The organism is Methanobacterium sp. (assembly GCF_038562635.1).
Taxonomy (GTDB): domain Archaea; phylum Methanobacteriota; class Methanobacteria; order Methanobacteriales; family Methanobacteriaceae; genus Methanobacterium_D.
Genome location: NZ_JBCFBO010000001.1, coordinates 2,234,319 through 2,250,216 on the forward strand (window position 1 = coordinate 2,234,319; position 15,898 = coordinate 2,250,216).

Annotated in this window: 18 protein-coding genes; 5 read left to right on the forward strand and 13 right to left on the reverse strand. The window is 33.5% G+C overall.

Annotated features, from left to right (window positions below):
• Positions 1-52: 52 nt before the first annotated feature.
• A complete protein-coding gene (locus AAGU07_RS10855; protein WP_342459096.1) occupies positions 53-1,663 on the forward strand; it encodes a radical SAM protein in 1,611 nt (536 codons plus the stop codon).
• Between the two features lie 13 nt (positions 1,664-1,676).
• Here the strand turns inward: AAGU07_RS10855 and AAGU07_RS10860 are convergent, their stop codons facing one another.
• The 3 genes from AAGU07_RS10860 to AAGU07_RS10870 are packed head-to-tail and all read right to left on the reverse strand — an operon-like array spanning position 1,677 to position 4,565.
• Positions 1,677-2,756 (reverse strand): AI-2E family transporter, encoded by a 1,080-nt coding sequence (locus AAGU07_RS10860; RefSeq protein WP_342459097.1) that lies wholly within the window; start codon positions 2,754-2,756, stop codon positions 1,677-1,679.
• A 55-nt stretch (positions 2,757-2,811) separates the two neighbouring features.
• Positions 2,812-3,606, reverse strand: a complete 795-nt coding sequence (locus AAGU07_RS10865; RefSeq protein WP_342459098.1) for a dihydroorotate dehydrogenase electron transfer subunit — start codon at positions 3,604-3,606, stop codon at positions 2,812-2,814.
• 56 nt (positions 3,607-3,662) lie between these two features.
• The gene (locus AAGU07_RS10870) at positions 3,663-4,565 is read right to left on the reverse strand and encodes a dihydroorotate dehydrogenase (RefSeq protein ID WP_342459099.1); all 903 of its coding nucleotides are present in this window, start codon (positions 4,563-4,565) and stop codon (positions 3,663-3,665) included.
• Between the two features lie 319 nt (positions 4,566-4,884).
• On the opposite strand from AAGU07_RS10870, the gene AAGU07_RS10875 reads away from it, so the two are divergent.
• The 3 genes from AAGU07_RS10875 (at position 4,885) to AAGU07_RS10885 (ending at position 7,075) form a co-directional block, all read left to right on the forward strand.
• Positions 4,885-6,096, forward strand: a complete 1,212-nt coding sequence (locus AAGU07_RS10875; protein WP_342459100.1) for an ATP-binding protein — start codon at positions 4,885-4,887, stop codon at positions 6,094-6,096.
• Positions 6,097-6,198: 102 nt separating this feature from the next.
• Positions 6,199-6,864, forward strand: coding sequence for a fibrillarin-like rRNA/tRNA 2'-O-methyltransferase (locus tag AAGU07_RS10880; protein WP_342459101.1), 666 nt, complete (start codon positions 6,199-6,201; stop codon positions 6,862-6,864).
• 67 nt (positions 6,865-6,931) lie between these two features.
• The gene (locus AAGU07_RS10885) at positions 6,932-7,075 is read left to right on the forward strand and encodes a hypothetical protein (RefSeq protein WP_342459102.1); all 144 of its coding nucleotides are present in this window, start codon (positions 6,932-6,934) and stop codon (positions 7,073-7,075) included.
• A 32-nt stretch (positions 7,076-7,107) separates the two neighbouring features.
• Here AAGU07_RS10885 and AAGU07_RS10890 read toward each other — a convergent pair whose 3' ends face one another.
• Together AAGU07_RS10890 and AAGU07_RS10895 are read right to left on the reverse strand one after the other, a co-directional pair.
• Positions 7,108-7,557 (reverse strand): DUF6773 family protein, encoded by a 450-nt coding sequence (locus AAGU07_RS10890; protein WP_342459103.1) that lies wholly within the window; start codon positions 7,555-7,557, stop codon positions 7,108-7,110.
• Positions 7,558-7,559: 2 nt separating this feature from the next.
• Positions 7,560-7,754, reverse strand: coding sequence for a helix-turn-helix transcriptional regulator (locus AAGU07_RS10895; protein ID WP_342459104.1), 195 nt, complete (start codon positions 7,752-7,754; stop codon positions 7,560-7,562).
• A 342-nt stretch (positions 7,755-8,096) separates the two neighbouring features.
• Here AAGU07_RS10895 and AAGU07_RS10900 point away from each other — a divergent pair, with 342 nt between their 5' ends.
• Entirely contained in the window at positions 8,097-8,399 is a 303-nt protein-coding gene (locus AAGU07_RS10900; RefSeq protein ID WP_342459105.1) for a DUF3892 domain-containing protein, read from the forward strand.
• A 179-nt stretch (positions 8,400-8,578) separates the two neighbouring features.
• On the opposite strand, the gene AAGU07_RS10905 is transcribed toward AAGU07_RS10900, so the two are convergent.
• The 8 genes from AAGU07_RS10905 to pheA form a co-directional block, all read right to left on the reverse strand.
• Positions 8,579-8,890, reverse strand: coding sequence for a hypothetical protein (locus AAGU07_RS10905; protein ID WP_342459106.1), 312 nt, complete (start codon positions 8,888-8,890; stop codon positions 8,579-8,581).
• A gap of 393 nt (positions 8,891-9,283) precedes the next feature.
• The gene (gene coaBC / locus AAGU07_RS10910) at positions 9,284-10,432 is read right to left on the reverse strand and encodes a bifunctional phosphopantothenoylcysteine decarboxylase/phosphopantothenate--cysteine ligase CoaBC (protein WP_342459107.1); all 1,149 of its coding nucleotides are present in this window, start codon (positions 10,430-10,432) and stop codon (positions 9,284-9,286) included.
• A 365-nt stretch (positions 10,433-10,797) separates the two neighbouring features.
• The gene (locus AAGU07_RS10915) at positions 10,798-11,256 is read right to left on the reverse strand and encodes a transcription elongation factor NusA (RefSeq protein ID WP_342459108.1); all 459 of its coding nucleotides are present in this window, start codon (positions 11,254-11,256) and stop codon (positions 10,798-10,800) included.
• Between the two features lie 658 nt (positions 11,257-11,914).
• On the reverse strand, positions 11,915-12,616 hold the full coding sequence (locus AAGU07_RS10920) for a PsbP-related protein (protein WP_342459109.1): 702 nt from the start codon (positions 12,614-12,616) through the stop codon (positions 11,915-11,917).
• Positions 12,617-12,756: 140 nt separating this feature from the next.
• The gene (locus AAGU07_RS10925) at positions 12,757-13,323 is read right to left on the reverse strand and encodes a PsbP-related protein (RefSeq protein ID WP_342459110.1); all 567 of its coding nucleotides are present in this window, start codon (positions 13,321-13,323) and stop codon (positions 12,757-12,759) included.
• A gap of 178 nt (positions 13,324-13,501) precedes the next feature.
• Positions 13,502-14,047, reverse strand: coding sequence for a PsbP-related protein (locus tag AAGU07_RS10930; protein ID WP_342459111.1), 546 nt, complete (start codon positions 14,045-14,047; stop codon positions 13,502-13,504).
• 231 nt (positions 14,048-14,278) lie between these two features.
• Positions 14,279-14,902, reverse strand: coding sequence for a hypothetical protein (locus AAGU07_RS10935; protein WP_342459112.1), 624 nt, complete (start codon positions 14,900-14,902; stop codon positions 14,279-14,281).
• A gap of 101 nt (positions 14,903-15,003) precedes the next feature.
• Positions 15,004-15,849 (reverse strand): prephenate dehydratase, encoded by an 846-nt coding sequence (pheA, locus tag AAGU07_RS10940; protein ID WP_342459113.1) that lies wholly within the window; start codon positions 15,847-15,849, stop codon positions 15,004-15,006.
• Between the last annotated feature and the right edge of the window lie 49 nt (positions 15,850-15,898).

Below are 15,898 nucleotides of genomic sequence, written 5' to 3' on the forward strand. Positions count from 1 at the left end.
TGAAACTTTGACAATTTTATCTTTAAAAATTGGAAGTGATCATGGGATGAAAATGGCAAAAAATAAAGGATATAAAATTGTTTTAACAGCTAATAGGACACTCATGAGTCATTATAATGGATTAGTGTTTCTGGGATTTGGGGCATGTGTGTCTAAGGGAGTAATACCCGATAAATTATATTTTTCGGCATTTTGTCCATCCATTGGAGTAAATAGAGATGGTTCAACTACGAATGCACCGTGTGGAACCAGAAAAATTGAAGCTGCACTGCTAAACAATGGCTTTAAAAGTGAAGATATTATGGTTGCCCACCCTGACCACTTAGATAAAGTAATTGGCCCAAATACCAAAGTTTTGTCTATAACAGAAATTGATCCCCTTGGAATAGCCCCTGCAACATCTATGTTTCGAAATATGTTCGGTGGAGAAGCTTACATGTCAATAAAGTTCGAAGAACTACTGAATCACCCTAATGTACAAGAATACAAACCTAAAATTATTATAGGTGGGCCTGGGGCATGGCAGCTTGAAGATGCTGAGATCAGGAATAGGTTTGGATTGGACAGTGTCATTATTGGAGATGGCGAAAAAGTGGTGGGTAAACTTGTTGAAAAAGCAGTAAACAACAAGGAACTGCCTGGTGTTGTCCATGGAGAAGTAGTAGGAGAGGAAGAAATACCTCTAATTAAAAACCCAACTATAGATGGAATTGTGGAAATTTCAAGGGGATGCGGACGCGGATGTAAGTTTTGCGCCCCAAATCTTAAGCGATTCCGGTGCTTACCTGTTGAACATATTCTTAAAGAAGTGGAATTGAATCTCCAGTCTGGAAGACAGCCATTACTTCATGCAGAGGATATTCTTAGATACAAGGCTAAAGGTTTTCATGTTAATACCGGAGCTGTAACTGACTTGTTCAGACAAATTTCAAGTTACCCTGAAGTTGATCAAGTTCAAATTAGTCATTTTGCCTTATCATCTGTTGCTAGTGCTCCAGATGCCGTGGAAGAGATATCAAACATTCTAAATCTTGGTGAAAATGGTAAATGGTTAAGTGGTCAAACAGGTATAGAAACTGGCAGCCCTCGATTAATCAATGACATTATGGGTGGCAAATGTAAACCTTATACTCCTGAGGAATGGCCTCAAGTTGTAATGGACGCGTTTCAGATCTTATCCGATAATTCATGGGTCCCTGTTTCCACTTTAATCATTGGAATTCCTGGTGAAACCGAGCATGATATACAGTTGACAATTGATCTGGTTCGGGAATTAAAAGAGTTCAAAAGTATAATTGTTCCTTTGTTTTTTGTTTCTCAAGGGGGCTTGAGGAAAAAATCAGAATCGTTTTCAATGGATAAAATGACGCGTAAAGAATGTGAACTTTTAATGGAATCATGGCGCCACAGCTTAAATTGGGCAGAAATATTACTTGATGAATATTTCAAAATGGCAAAGGGTAACCATGTGAAATCATTCCTTGCAAAGAGAATTTTTGCTTTTAGCAGCCGTAAAGCCAAAGAAATGGTTAAAATGTGTGAAAATGAGTATGATTATAACATGCCTGCCATGGTAAACGATGCAAGAAATGGGGATGTAAAACTGTTACCACAACCCCTGCATTCCATTTATAATTATTTCATGCTTGAAAAAAGACAATAATGTCCAGAATACTCTATTTTTCTAATTTTTTATCTTCAGCAGACTTGTTTTTATCTTCTTTTGAATTTGTATCTGGATTCTCTTTTTTAAATGAAATAACTGCAGCATATGTAACTCCTAAAATTAGGGGGCCTAAAATGAAACCTACTAATCCAAATACAAGAGGTCCACACAAGAATCCAAGTATAAATATCAATGGATGAATATCTGCGTATCTGCCTGATAATTTAGGCCTCAAATAGAAATCAGCAACTATGCTCATGATAAGTCCAAGCATTAGTACTGCAACAGCTTTTATATAGCTTCCAGTTAAAAATCCATATGCAGCAAGTATTAATGGGATTGGCCAGTGCCCTATAAACGGTATAAGCTGGAAAAATCCAGTTAATATCCCTAAAAGTGAAGCAAATGGGTATCCTATAATTGCAAATCCAACACCTGCAAGTACACCTATTATAATACTTGTAAGAAAATGGCCCACAAATATGCTTTTTAGGACCTTTTCTACTTCTTTAAAGAGAGTATCGAAGTAATGTTCTCTCTCACTGGGGATTGCATATGTAATGTATTCCCATAACTTATCTCCATCCTTTGCTATATAGAAAGTGGACGCGAAGAATATGAAAAGTTCGAATAAAATGTCTGGAACTGATTTTAATTTTTCAACAAGGTAAGTTAAAATACTTTTTAAAATATCTCCCAGCGCTGCATGAACAGTGTTTAAAAATGAACCAACATATGTCTGATACCCCGAAGGTACATACTGCTGAATTGTGCTGTCATTTATGTTTCCTAAATTAGCGTTATTTGCTATTCCTGTTAGTAAAGGGATGGATTCTATGGACGAATTTATGATGATTATAATAAGAACAATTAAAGGTAGAATCACCAGTATCATTGATAATATAATTGAAACAGTCTCAAATTTTAAATAAGGAAGCATTTTTTTTGATATTGGCCGGATTCCATATGCAAATACTGCACCTAGAATAATCGCGCTAAATACGGGGGTTAACACGAAAAATGACATGAGGAGCAAAACTGCTACAACAAATATTGCCGATGTCAATGTACCTTTTATTCTGTAATTCATGTTATCTACTTTGTGTTAAATACTCATATTGATTATTTTTTGAATTTAAGATGGTCTAAATATCATGCTTGATACCTGATGCATCTCTTTTGTATTTTCCAAATTCGGTAATTAACCTTACTTCATCTGTCCAGAAAACAGGGCCTTCTGCACATATCCTCCACCCAGTATCATCAACGCAGCACTGCCCGCATATTCCGATGCCGCATTTCATATAACGTTCCATTGAAAACTGAGCCGGGATTTTTAGTTTATCTACTATTTCAAAGACCCCTTTCATCATTATCTCAGGGCCGCAGGTCACCACCATATCATAGTCCTTTTCTTTAATGATCTCTTCCATAAATTCAGTGGCAAACCCGCAGAATCCAAAACTCCCGTCATCGGTACATGCATAAGCGTTGACATCAACTGCCCTAAGTTCATCCATGAATAAAAGTTCATTTTTTGTGGTGGCTGCACTTATAACATCTACATCCGCGCCTCTATCACGTGCTTCGTTCACGAAAGCTGATATGGGTGCCATTCCAACTCCTCCTCCCACTGCAAGGATTTTAGATCCAGTTATTTCAAATCCGCGCCCATAAGGTCCTCTAAGGCCGAGTTTATCTCCAACTTGGAGGGAATGGATAGCTTCTGTAAATGGGCCTATATTTTTAATAGATATACCTATTTCTTCTTTTATGGGGTCAATTAATGATACTGACATTGGTTTTTCATCATGAAAATTCCATAACATCATGAACTGCCCTGGCTTTGCAGGTTCGCCGTCCCAATTGAAAATGAACGTTTTAATGGTATCAGTTTCTTCAATTATCCTTTTGATTTCAACAACTTTTGGAGCATGCATGTTATCTGCCTTAAAAATGTGTTTAAATTTAATAATCTGTTAAGTTTATTTATGAATTATTTGTGGGCTATTCCCACCATTTCATCTATGGATTCATATCCTTTATTGTACATGAATTTTTTCATCCCGTCGGTGATTTCTTTGAAAATATCCAGTCCTTTATACATGATGGAGGTACCAATTTGAACGCACCTTGCGCCGGCAAATATAAATTCTATGGCGTCTCTGTAATCTGATATACCGCCTACGCCAACTACTGGAATTTCAACTGCATCATACACATCAAAGACGCACCTAAGTGCAACTGGTTTTATGGCAGGTCCTGATAATCCTCCAAATTTGTTTGAGAGAATCGGATTTGCAGTATCTAAATCTATTTTCATTCCAGGACCGAGGGAATTTATGAGTGTAAGCCCATCACAACCTGCTTTTTCAGCACTTAATGCAATTTCAACAATATCTGTAACATTAGGTGTTAATTTTGCAATTACTGGGATTTCCACCGTATTTTTAACAGCTTTTACTATTTCTCCTGTTAATTTGGGGTCTGCACCTATTGAAGCGCCGCACCCTTTTTTGGCATGTGGACATGAGACATTTAATTCAATTATGTCCACCAGATTTTCCACTTTAGCTGCAATTTGTGAGAATTCTTCGGCAGATGCACCATAGATAGAAGCGATTGTCGGCGTTGTTTTTTCGATTTTCTCTAATTCTCCGTAAAATGTATCTACGCCTGGATTTGAAAGGCCTATAGCATTTATAATGCCGCCTGTAACTTCAACGGTTGTGGGGTTAACATAACCTTTGTTTGGATGTAAACCGAAAGATTTGGTTACTACAGCCCCTGCACCGCTTCTTGCTGCCCAGTTAAGCGAGGCTGCGGTACTTCCAAGCACGCCTGCCGCTAACATGGTGGGATTTTTCATCTTTATGTCACATAATTCAACTTCTAACATTTATTGCACCTATGGTTATTGATCAGTCGTTTTTGATCAACTTTTTTCACAAAAAGCCCTCGAAAATCTACAATTTTCGGGGCATGTGAAAATTTTTCAATTTTCACGGCTGCAAAACCTTTGGTTTTGCAAGCACCAAAAATTCTGTGAATTTTTGAGTGGTTGACATGTTCAACTTCTAACATATTTTTACCTGTAAAGTATTTGCCTGATTTTAATAGTTATTATGATATTTAATTTTTGAAAGATTGACAAGTTTAGCTGTTACATTTAACTTATAAAAAGAAACTTTAAAACATTTTATGATCAGATTAATTCTATGAAATGTTATCTTACAAGTTGTTTTGTGGGTTTTATTATCTTGGATGAAGATTTTAACCTTATGGATTATGAACTTTTCCCAAAAAGGGATCTGATAGAAAGACAGATTGAAGTCAGCAGTGGTAATTTAACCCGTGAAGAGGAAGCTATACTTAAAAGAAATGTTAAAAATTGTGATTCAATTATAATAGAAACAAACCTAAATATTTCAAATTATAATAATTTAAAAGGAGCGTCTAAATTTAAATTTGAAACTCCAAACATTGGAGGGGAATTTTTAAGGTCAAATATGACCCCTATTTTGAAGGAAGTTGGATTTATAGATTCTGAAGATGATTTAAATCAGGTTTTACACAGCGTATCTTTAGAACTTACAAATTACAAACTTAAAGAAGCATCAAAAGCGAGGGACATGTTTTTAATTCAGGCTATAAATGCAATAGATGAAATTGACGAAGCTACAGGTAAGTTAATTGAAAGAATAAGGGAATGGCATGTACTTAACTTCCCTGAGCTTGATAAAATAAAAAATAATGAAAAATATATTAAATTAATTGCAGAATACGGTGATAGAGATACTATAATTGAAAATGAACTTTTAGATGAGATAAAAATATCAAGTCAAAGCACCGGAACTGAAATGGAAGGCCCTGATCTTGAAGTGCTTCAGGGATTTGCAGGCTCTGTAAAATCGCTTCAAGATACCAAAAAATCCCTCACCGATTATGTGGATCAAAAAATGAGTGAAATTGCCCCAAATTTAAGCAATCTAATTGGCTCATCACTTGGTGCAAAACTGATAGCTCATATTGGTGGCATTGAAAAATTAGCATTACTTCCATCAAGCACTATCCAGATTATGGGTGCAGAAAAAGCACTTTTCAGGCATAAAAAAACTGGAGAGAGACCTCCTAAGCATGGACTTATATATCAACATCCTGAAATTAGAAGTGCCAGGTGGTGGCTCAAAGGGAAAATTGCAAGGGCACTGGCAGCTAAAATATCTATTGCAGTTAGAAAAGATGTTTATTCGGGTGAATTAGACCCTGTTTTAAAAGAAAATTTTGATAAGAAAATTGAATCCATTAAAAAAGAACATCCATTCCCTCCAAGGCCCAGTAAATCCAAAGAAGATAAGAAAAAAGATAAAGGGAAGAAAAAGAAGAAAAAAAGGGAAAAATATAAGAAAAAAGTCAAAGATTATTATTAAATTTTGTAAACCTGATAATTTTAGCTTTTATTACATGCAGCAGGATAAAAGCTGCTGCATTTTAATTGAATTAATTATTATGAATTTGAGAGGGAAAACTAAATGGAAATTACTCAAATATTACCCGGCATTTATGATATAGATGGCCATATAGCAACGGAAAATGTTAATAATGGTATTAAAGTTTATGGGGAAAGGTTAGTTGAAATCAAGGATAAAGAGTACAGGATATGGGATCCAAGACGTTCAAAGCTCGGAGCTGCAATTTTAAATGGTTTAGAAACATTTCCATTTAAAGAAGACTCAAAAGTACTGTATTTAGGTGCATCAGCAGGTACAACACCCTCTCATATTTCAGATATATCAAAAGATGGTTTGATATACTGCGTCGAATTTTCACCTAGAATGATGAGGGATCTGGCTGAAGTCTGCAATCAGCGCCAGAATATGATTCCAATCCTTGATGACGCCACAAAACCAAAGAATTACATGAATATGGTTCAAAAGGTTGATATTGTATATTCTGATGTGGCCCAGCCTAAACAATCAGAGCTTTTCATGGACAACATGCGTTTATTTTTAAAAGGCGATGGAATAGGGATTTTAATGATAAAGGCAAGGAGTATTGATGTAACTAAATCTCCAAAAAAGATATTTAAAGAAGAGGAATCAAAATTAAAAACAGCAGGATTTAGAGTAATCGAAAAAATCAACCTTGAGCCTTATGAAAAGGACCACATGGCTTTTGTCTGTGAATTCAGTTTTTAGGATATGCCTCCAAATTATTAATTACATGATTACATAAAAAATGTAACATGAATATGAGGGTAGGAATATGAAAAAAATTAAAAAATGCCCTAAATGTGGCTCCAGGAATATAAAATGGGTTTTGCCGCAGATGTGGTCCATGTGGGAGTGCTATGATTGTGGTTATCAGGGTGCACTGGTAATTGAGGAATGTGATGATGAGGAAGAATAATTGAATGATTTATTTTATTTTAGAATTCCCCTCTAATTTTCATTAAACTGTTTTTGTTCCCCTCTTTTAGATAACCATTCAAAAACTGCCCATGCAGCCAATATGAGAATAAAGGCTTCTACTGCTAAAATTGACATGCTGACCATTGTTATCCCATTAAACTGTCCGTTTTGATACCTGAACATATTTATAAGTCCTATTAAAACACCAAAAACGATAGAAGTTACAGCAAAAGAGATAATAATATATATTTTGCTTTCTTTGACCATGTGGAATAAACCTGCATTTGCAATTCTAATTGCGTAATATCCTGTTCCTATTAAGAATATAATGGTTTCTGTGAGATATTCTTTAAATGGTAAATTTAAGATAAGTGATTTGAATAGTGCAGATGAAATTAATAATGCAGATATTATTATAAAAGCATGTGCTCCATATTTATTTTCTATTTTTTCAATTCTTTCATCTTTAACTGCTTTCATAATTATTCCTCCCAAAATAAATCATTCAATGTTTTTCCTAAAGCTTTACAAATAGCAACACATAAATTTAACGAAGGATTATACTTTCCTAGTTCTATAAGTCCTATTGTTTGCCTTGTAACTCCAACAAGTTCTGCAAGCTGCTCCTGTGATAAATCTTTTTCGACTCTTGCAATTTTCATCCTCTTGTTTTTCATATGGTTTGCCTCAGAACTATCTACTATGCAATATATATGTTGCATAATACTAATTATATATTGCAATATATAAAAGCTGCGGTTAATTAATTTAAGTTTAGATTCTTTATGGGATGTATTGATAAAATATTATCCATTTTAAAGCAAAATAAGCAGTTATTTACTCTTTTTAAATTTGTAATTAGATAATTTTTAAAATAATAAATTTATAAATTGCAATATTAATTTATTTATAATAATCTACCTTAATTCTTTCTATTTAATTATAGTAACAAATAATAAATATTATTATTTATATAATACAGATAGTATTAACTAAGACATAAAAAGAAGGATGATTAAATGACAGAATGGAGTGACTATGGTATATCTGCCGTCAGGTATGATGGAGAAACCCGCATCGATCAGGTGAGGGTTCATAAAAATAATAAAGGTAAAGTGGATAACTCTGAAATATGGCCTCGAAGAGACGTGATTGCAGCATTAAAAATGAATTTTGAGCTTATAACGCTCATTGATAATGATCAAGGTCAATGGGTTATGGGATCTAAAGTTGTAATCGATGATGTTGGTGGAACTGACTACATCAAGACAGTCAAAGACGGTACCACAAGGGATAATTTAGATAATCTTCCTAGGTTTTAAGGGATTGTAATCAGGTTATTGTGTTTTTTTAATTTAAGATATCTTAAATATATTTCTATCAAGATTTGCCGCAGATGTATTCTCTTTGGTGCTCTTTGATTATATGGAAAAAAGGTTAAGGACTTATCCAGTTTAATCCCTTAGTTTGGATATATATTATTTTTCTTTTTAATTTATGTTTATTTTACTTTCTCTTTTTTAAGCTTTTCAGAAATTTCTTTACTTGTTATTCCTTTAGATTTTGGAGTGGTTTTTAAAAATACTGCAAATGAGTCGCCTATAATACCTAGAACTATGTTGGGAATCACTGCTGCGACTATTAGAACAGCAGCTAGAATCAGGTTAAATAGAGGTGTGTTCTTTATTTCTGGAGGAAATGCAGGCATTGTCCAAATAAATATCACAATATAAATAATTGCCATAATAATGCTGATTAGCAGGCTGTATTTAATTGAACAGTTGTATTTTTTACATTTTATGTGAGAAACCATAAAACTCACCAGCAGTGTCAGCAAAAGAGCCATAATACGCCTGTACCTGTTGAAGTCATTGTGACTGTTACATTCTGGATCAGTTAGCACCTTTCTATTTTAAATCATAAGTGGATTGTTTTAATAATTTATTTCCCTAACGGGTAAGAGTTATTTACACTTATTTTACTATTTTTTAAGCTTTCATAACTTTGAATTTTCCATCTTCCAGTTATTAATACCAGTTATTTTATTGGTGGTTTAAATGTAATATTTATAATTTCTTTAGTTATTTTATTCTATAATAAAAAATTTGAACAATAATCAGTATATTGAAAACTGGTTTTCGTAAATTAGGATTTTTCAACCGTTATTAAAACAAAAAAAATCAAAAGTTCAAAAAAAAAGTAGGAATTATAAGCTTTTGCTAATGATCCTGTCGATAATCCGCTTTGCAATTTCCCGCTTAGGGCTCAAAGATATCTCAATGATCTCATCATCCATCAAGACGACCTGATTATCATCAGATCCAAATCCGGCACCTTCCACTGCAACATCGTTTGCAACCATGAGGTCTGCATCAGATTCTAACATCCTTTTCTTTGCAGCATTGAGCAGTTCTTCATCAGACAGGTTGTGAACTGCTTTAAACCCGACAAGGAAAATGTCAGGGTTGATTTCCTTAACTTCATTTAATATTTTAGGTGTCCGTTCAAGTTCTATTGTTATGTCTGTATCTGATGAGAGTTTAGCTGCTTCTGCGTTTTTAACTTTGAAGTCGGAAACTGCAGCAGAAGAAACAAACACATCACTTTTAGAGGCTAATTTGGACACTGCATAGTGCATTTGGGATGATGATTCAACTTCAACAACGTCAAATACATGGGGCACGTCTGCAGTCATCTGGCCTTTTATGAGTGTAACATCGGCTCCCCTGATAAAGGCTTCTTTGGCGATTTCAATTCCCATTTTACCGGAACTTCTATTTGTAATGCCCCTGACTTCGTCGATCTTTTCATAGGTAGAACCAGCACTTACAAGTACTTTTTTACCTCTTAGTTCCATTTTGGAGGTCTCTCGTAGCACATGAAGAACAATATCATTGATATCTGGGAATTTGGCCTTTTTCTCTTCAACTTTAGGCTTTACAAATGTGATCCCTTCGCCTTTAAGAGTTTCAATGTTTTCTTTTACAGCTTTATACATGGAATTATGCATGGATGGAACCATTAGGATGGGTGTATTATACCCAAAGGCTGTAATTAAGAGGGTGTTAATGGGGTTGTCTGCAATTTTATAGGCAAATTTACTTATTACATTGGCAGTAGCAGGAGCAACCAGAATTAAATCGGCATTTGCATATTTAACATGCTCTATTTTGCCTGTAATTTTGGTAACGACGTCCTGGCCTGTTGCAAATTCCATGGCGTATGGGTGGATTATTTCGCATGCACCGTCGCTCATAAAGCATTTTACATTAATTCCATGTCTTGCAAGTTCTCTTGCGAGTTTAATGGATTCTATAGCAGCTATACTTCCTGTAACACAAAGCACAATTTCCATATATATCATCTACACATTGAGTTTAAAGTAAATTAGTTATAGGTATAATAAATATGCTGGCTTTAAAGCCAGTTTGTAGGTAATAAATATCTAAAAAAAATTATTGGATTTAAGAGCAATTAAATGTTTGAGAAAATGTATCAAAATCACAGATTTTAAGACAGAAAACAAAGCTTACAAACATTTCATGTTTGTGGCAGAAGAAATTCAATTTCCTCTGGCAAAGAAAATGTGCGACATTTTCTTAAGCTTTATTCGGGGCTGCAAAACTATGTTTTTGCATGTTTTAAAATCAAAGATTTTACACGCAAACACGTTGTGTTTGCATGCTGTCAAAATTTAAAATTTTAATACAGCAAATTCTCTTAGAGGTCATCAATAACAATAACAGTTTTTTCGTGGGTTAGCTGGTTCATGATATCGTTTAATAGATCTAATCTTGCAGGAAGTCTTCTTGAATCTTCTCTCATGACTCTAATTTTGTATTTTTCTTCTCCATCAGTTCCATAGACTATGTTAATTCCTGAGATCCTTGCAGGGGCTAAAATATCCTTTGCCACTTCTTTAAAGTCAGAGCCTTCTCCTATAACTCTTACTTTCTTCCCTATTTTCTTTGATATTGCTCTTACTATTTTTCCACTTTTGCCTATGATTTTACCAACTTGGTCTTTCTCTGTTACTATTATAACAACGTCCCCTATTTCAATAGTCTTTTTAAAGCCTATTGTGCCTTCTCCAAGTTTGTAAAGTAATTTTGCAATGTCTAAATCCAATTGGGTTATTTCACCACTTTTTAACTTGTTTTCACACCCTTGACATAACATTCCACTTTTTAAGCAGACATCGCATATTGGCAATACCATTTTCTATTCCTCCTTCTGTTTCTTTGAAAACCAATTTGATTTTCATGCCTCAAAAACCTATTTTCGAGGTTGGCGAATTCTGATCCGCAGCAGTAAAATCTTGTTGATTTTACTGGAATTGATAACTTTAAAAAATTATATATATTACAGATTTAACCTTAATAGATCTAGTGACCTTTTATTTAGCAAATAACATATACTACCAGCGTATTTTTTAATATTGCTCCCTTTAATTCCCCAAAATTTGTTATATAGTTATATCACTCTTTGGGTATAACCTTTATATTTTTCATTTTAGGGTGCAACTAAAATAAAAAGCAGTTTTTATGGTAGCCCTTAGGTTTTTCTCTCTGTCAAATATAATACCAGAAATATATTGTATTCTATTCATTAATATATATTATACATCTATATAAAGACCTGATTTAAAACCCTTTCTCTTTGTACATAATCGCTGCATTAAATATGATTTTAAATAATTCATTTAATAACACTCAAAAAGGATATACTGGAAATAAGAGTAATTGGATGGCTTTATTCAACTGGATGGCCGGAAATAGAAAAAATATAATGTAAATTTGAAAGCATATTTGATGGAATATTCAGTTAAATAAAATAATTACTGGATTTTAAAACTATTTAATATTATGTTGAAGTACGGATCTTGACTTTGTAAATCAATTCCTTTGGTAAAGAATCCCAGTATATAAAAAATACCATTTTGCTCAAAATATATTACTTTTAATTGTATTTTATTGTACTTGGGGTCATTCCCTGTGTATACAGCTTCTGTGGCATTTATACCACTTACAGTAATATTTGAAGTGTTTGTAAGTGCTATATTGGCACCAGAATTTGTAAAACTTTGGATAAAACTATCTTTTCTCTGTTCTAATGTTTCAGATCCATCATTTTGCACTTTAAATATAGTAAAAGCTGTGATCTGCGTGCTTTGAGGATTATTTGCTGAAGTAGGGTCCTGAATTACAATCTGTGTATTGGTTTCATTGATTTCATCAGTTGTAATGTTCCATGAAGAAGGATATTGAAGTGATATTCCCCCAGCTGAGTAGATTTTTGTGGGTATTTCAGCTGTTTGGTTAACTGATTGGTTGACCTGTTGAATCTGCTCAGTACTTCCAGTTGATACATGGGTTACTAAAAGTACCAGAAGCGCTATAAGAATTGCAAGACTAATTGCAAATGCTTCTTCCTTATACGGACCCTTAAATGGGTTACGGCTTTTATTCTTATACTTTTGTTGTGAGCCGCTTAGTAAATTATTACTTTTATCTTTACCCTTTCTCAATGGACCGTTCATCGACTACCTCATTTGTTCTATGTAAGTATCATCTAAAAAACAGACTAATATAGTTTTTCTTTTCAAAGAGGAGGTAATACACCTAAAAATAAGGATAAATCCTTAAAAAATGGATAATTATAGTTTAAAATCAAATTAAGTCACTGTACTTTAAAACTATTAATTATTATATCAAAATTTTCCTCTTCATCACTCAAATATGTTGGAGCTCGTGTTCCACATGCTATCATGTATATAAATCCTTTCTTTTGAAAAAGAACTATATCAAACTGTTCTTCAACGTTGCTGTCCATGGCTCTGGCTGTAAATTCGTAAGCTGTTACATTATCTACTGTAGTTGTTGTCTCTGACATCACTCCATAACCCGGCACATTTGATGCTTCTCCTTTAACATCATCATAAAATCTCTTTAATGGAACACCATTGGATGTTCTTTTCATAACTTCTACTACAGCTCCAGGTTTACCATCTGAACTGTTTAGTTTGGGATCTTTAACATAGGCAATTAAATACTGTCCTGTTTTATTACCTTCTTCCCAGTCTGCAGAGTAATTAAAAGAAATTCCATTTGCAGAATATGTTTTTGTTGGAATAGAGGGAGATGTTTGGTTTAATGTTTGATTTGTATTGGTTACATATTCAAATGTTACAACTACAGATAAAATCACTGCAATTATAAGAATTATCGCAAACATGTATTTTTTCAATTTATCACCGAGTCTACTTGATTAAACTTAAAGATTATAGCTTTTAATTTACTGTCATGATTATGATATAAATTAATTGTGTCGACTGGTTAAAGTTACTTTTGCTTAAAATTTAATTTATAAAAAGAGAATAAGTTATGTTCAAATAGAAAAATTAAGTCATTTTGCTCTTATATTGCTAAACTAACTTAAAGCTGCTGATTATGGCATTGAAAGTATCTTGTTGATCGTTATATTGTGAAATAGGAGAGCTACAGAGTATTATATAGATAGTATTTCCATTTTGAAGCCATACTGCTCTTTGCTCTTTAGATACAGAACTTAATATATAAACATTTTCAAGGGCGGTTTTCCCGTTTACAGTGATGGTTCCATCTGATAGCTGTTTATAGCCTAAATTTTGAGCAGCAAATTGAGCATATGTTGAATTGTAATAATCCTGTATTGTCACATTTGATGGTTTAACTGCAGTTTGGATTTCAACGTTTACCTGAACATTTCCGTTGTTGTCTGCCGAAGTCGGGTCTCCGACTGCAATGCTACTGTTTTGGGCTTGGCTTGTTATTATCTGCCAGCTGGAAGGATAATTGAAGTTAAACTGGTCTCCATTGTATGATTTCATGCCTGTAGATGTATTGGTGGTTGTTTGATTTCCAGAAGTTGTACATCCGGATATTAGAACTATAGATAGTAAAAGAATTATTGCAAGCAAATATTTTTTCAATTTATCAACCTCTTCTATTATTATCATTTTGAAAACTAAATATATAGTTTTCTATTTCTTTTATTGGAGTAAAGAAGAGATATATAAAATTTTTCATGGTATTCTACTTTATTTAAGTTAAAAATAGGTTATTAACTATAATTTAAGTAAAATAAATTAAAACAAGTCCTTTTTAAGCGTTTAATAAAAAATAAGAAATTTAGGGTAATATTGAAGCTGTATAAGTGCTAATTAGTACCCATAATAATTTATAATGTCATTAATATCGTCGTCGGTTGTTTTGGTGTTATTCTTTTTTGTATTGGTGTTGTTCTTTTTCGTAGTTGTTTTATTGGTGGTAGTTTTGGTTGTATTTGTGGTCTTTGTTATGTTTTTAGTAGCGTTTGTGCTGTTGGTCATGTTAGTTACATTTGTTGAATTATTGGCAAAAGGGGGAAATGCAGTGTCATTTGTATACAATGAGGAACTGGATACCTGTTGTGGAATAAACCCGTATATTCCAAATACAATACCTATAAAGAATGCTGCAACTAAAACACCTATTCCAATTTTGGTGCTTACTGATCTTCCCTTGGGGTTTATGTTCTTTTCCTTAAGGCCTGGAGGTGTAATGAACTTTTTAAATAACTCTCCATTTTCATCCTCGCTGCTTGTTTCTTCGCTAGTTACATCTGTAGTCTCTTTACCCTGGAGTTTTCGTACCCTATCTGCGACGTTAAATGCTTCAAGCTGTTCTGTTAGTTTCCTCTTTTGGAAGTCATAATGGCTTTTTGGTATATTACCTTTGTTATACTCTTTTTCAAGTTCTTTAAGGCTTTTTATGACCCTTTCCTTTTCAAGACTTATTTCAATCATCTCCTTTCAGGATATGACCCTTAAAAATTATTTTTAAGATTTATTTTGATCATTTATTTTATTGTTATAATGTCTTAATAATTTATTTTCAAACTATTATTTTAATCATTATCTTCAATGGGGTATGAACCTAATAGCTTTATGTATGATATTTTTGTTTTCATGGTATTTATTTTTATGGTATCTAAAATGTTCTTTACGTCTTCATCCTCTTTATGTCCCTCCAAATCGATGAAAAAGATGTAAGTTCCGAGTTTCTTCTTGGAAGGCCGTGATTCAATTTTGGTTAAATTTATATCTCTTTTTGCAAATTCACCGAGGACATCATATAGTCCTCCTGCTTTATCTTCAATCAGTGAAAATACGATTGATGTTTTATCATGGCCTGTAGGAGCATGATCTTCTTTAGCTACAACAACGAATCGTGTTGAATTATTTTCAAAATCTTGTATGTTTTCTGCAGCTATTTTAAGGCCATATATGTCTCCTGCTTTGCGTGTTCCAATTGCAGCAGCGTTTTTCTTGCCTTTTACCATTTTTGCAGCTCCAGATGTGCTTGGAGTTGCTACTGGTTTTGCACCCATTTTTTCAATAAATTTACGGCATTGTGAAAGCGCCTGCATATGAGAATATACTATTTCTATATCTTCTGCAGATGATCCTTCATTTATAAGGAGATTATGGCTTATTGGCAGTATAATTTCATTTTTAATTTTTAGATCGTAATCATTTGCAAGAAGATCAAGGGTCACGCCTACAGGGCCCTCTATGGAGTTTTCTATTGGAACAACTCCGCTATCAATGATATCTTGATTAACAGCATCTATGACTTCCATTATGGAGCCAAATGATATAAGCTCTCCCTGAATTTTAGATGCAGCTTCCTCTGCATATGAACCAGATGGGCCTAAAAAACCTATTTGGCATGTTTTTTTGGAGTTTGACATGATTTTACCCATGATTTTAATCATATGATTAATTAATTTGTTTAAACAT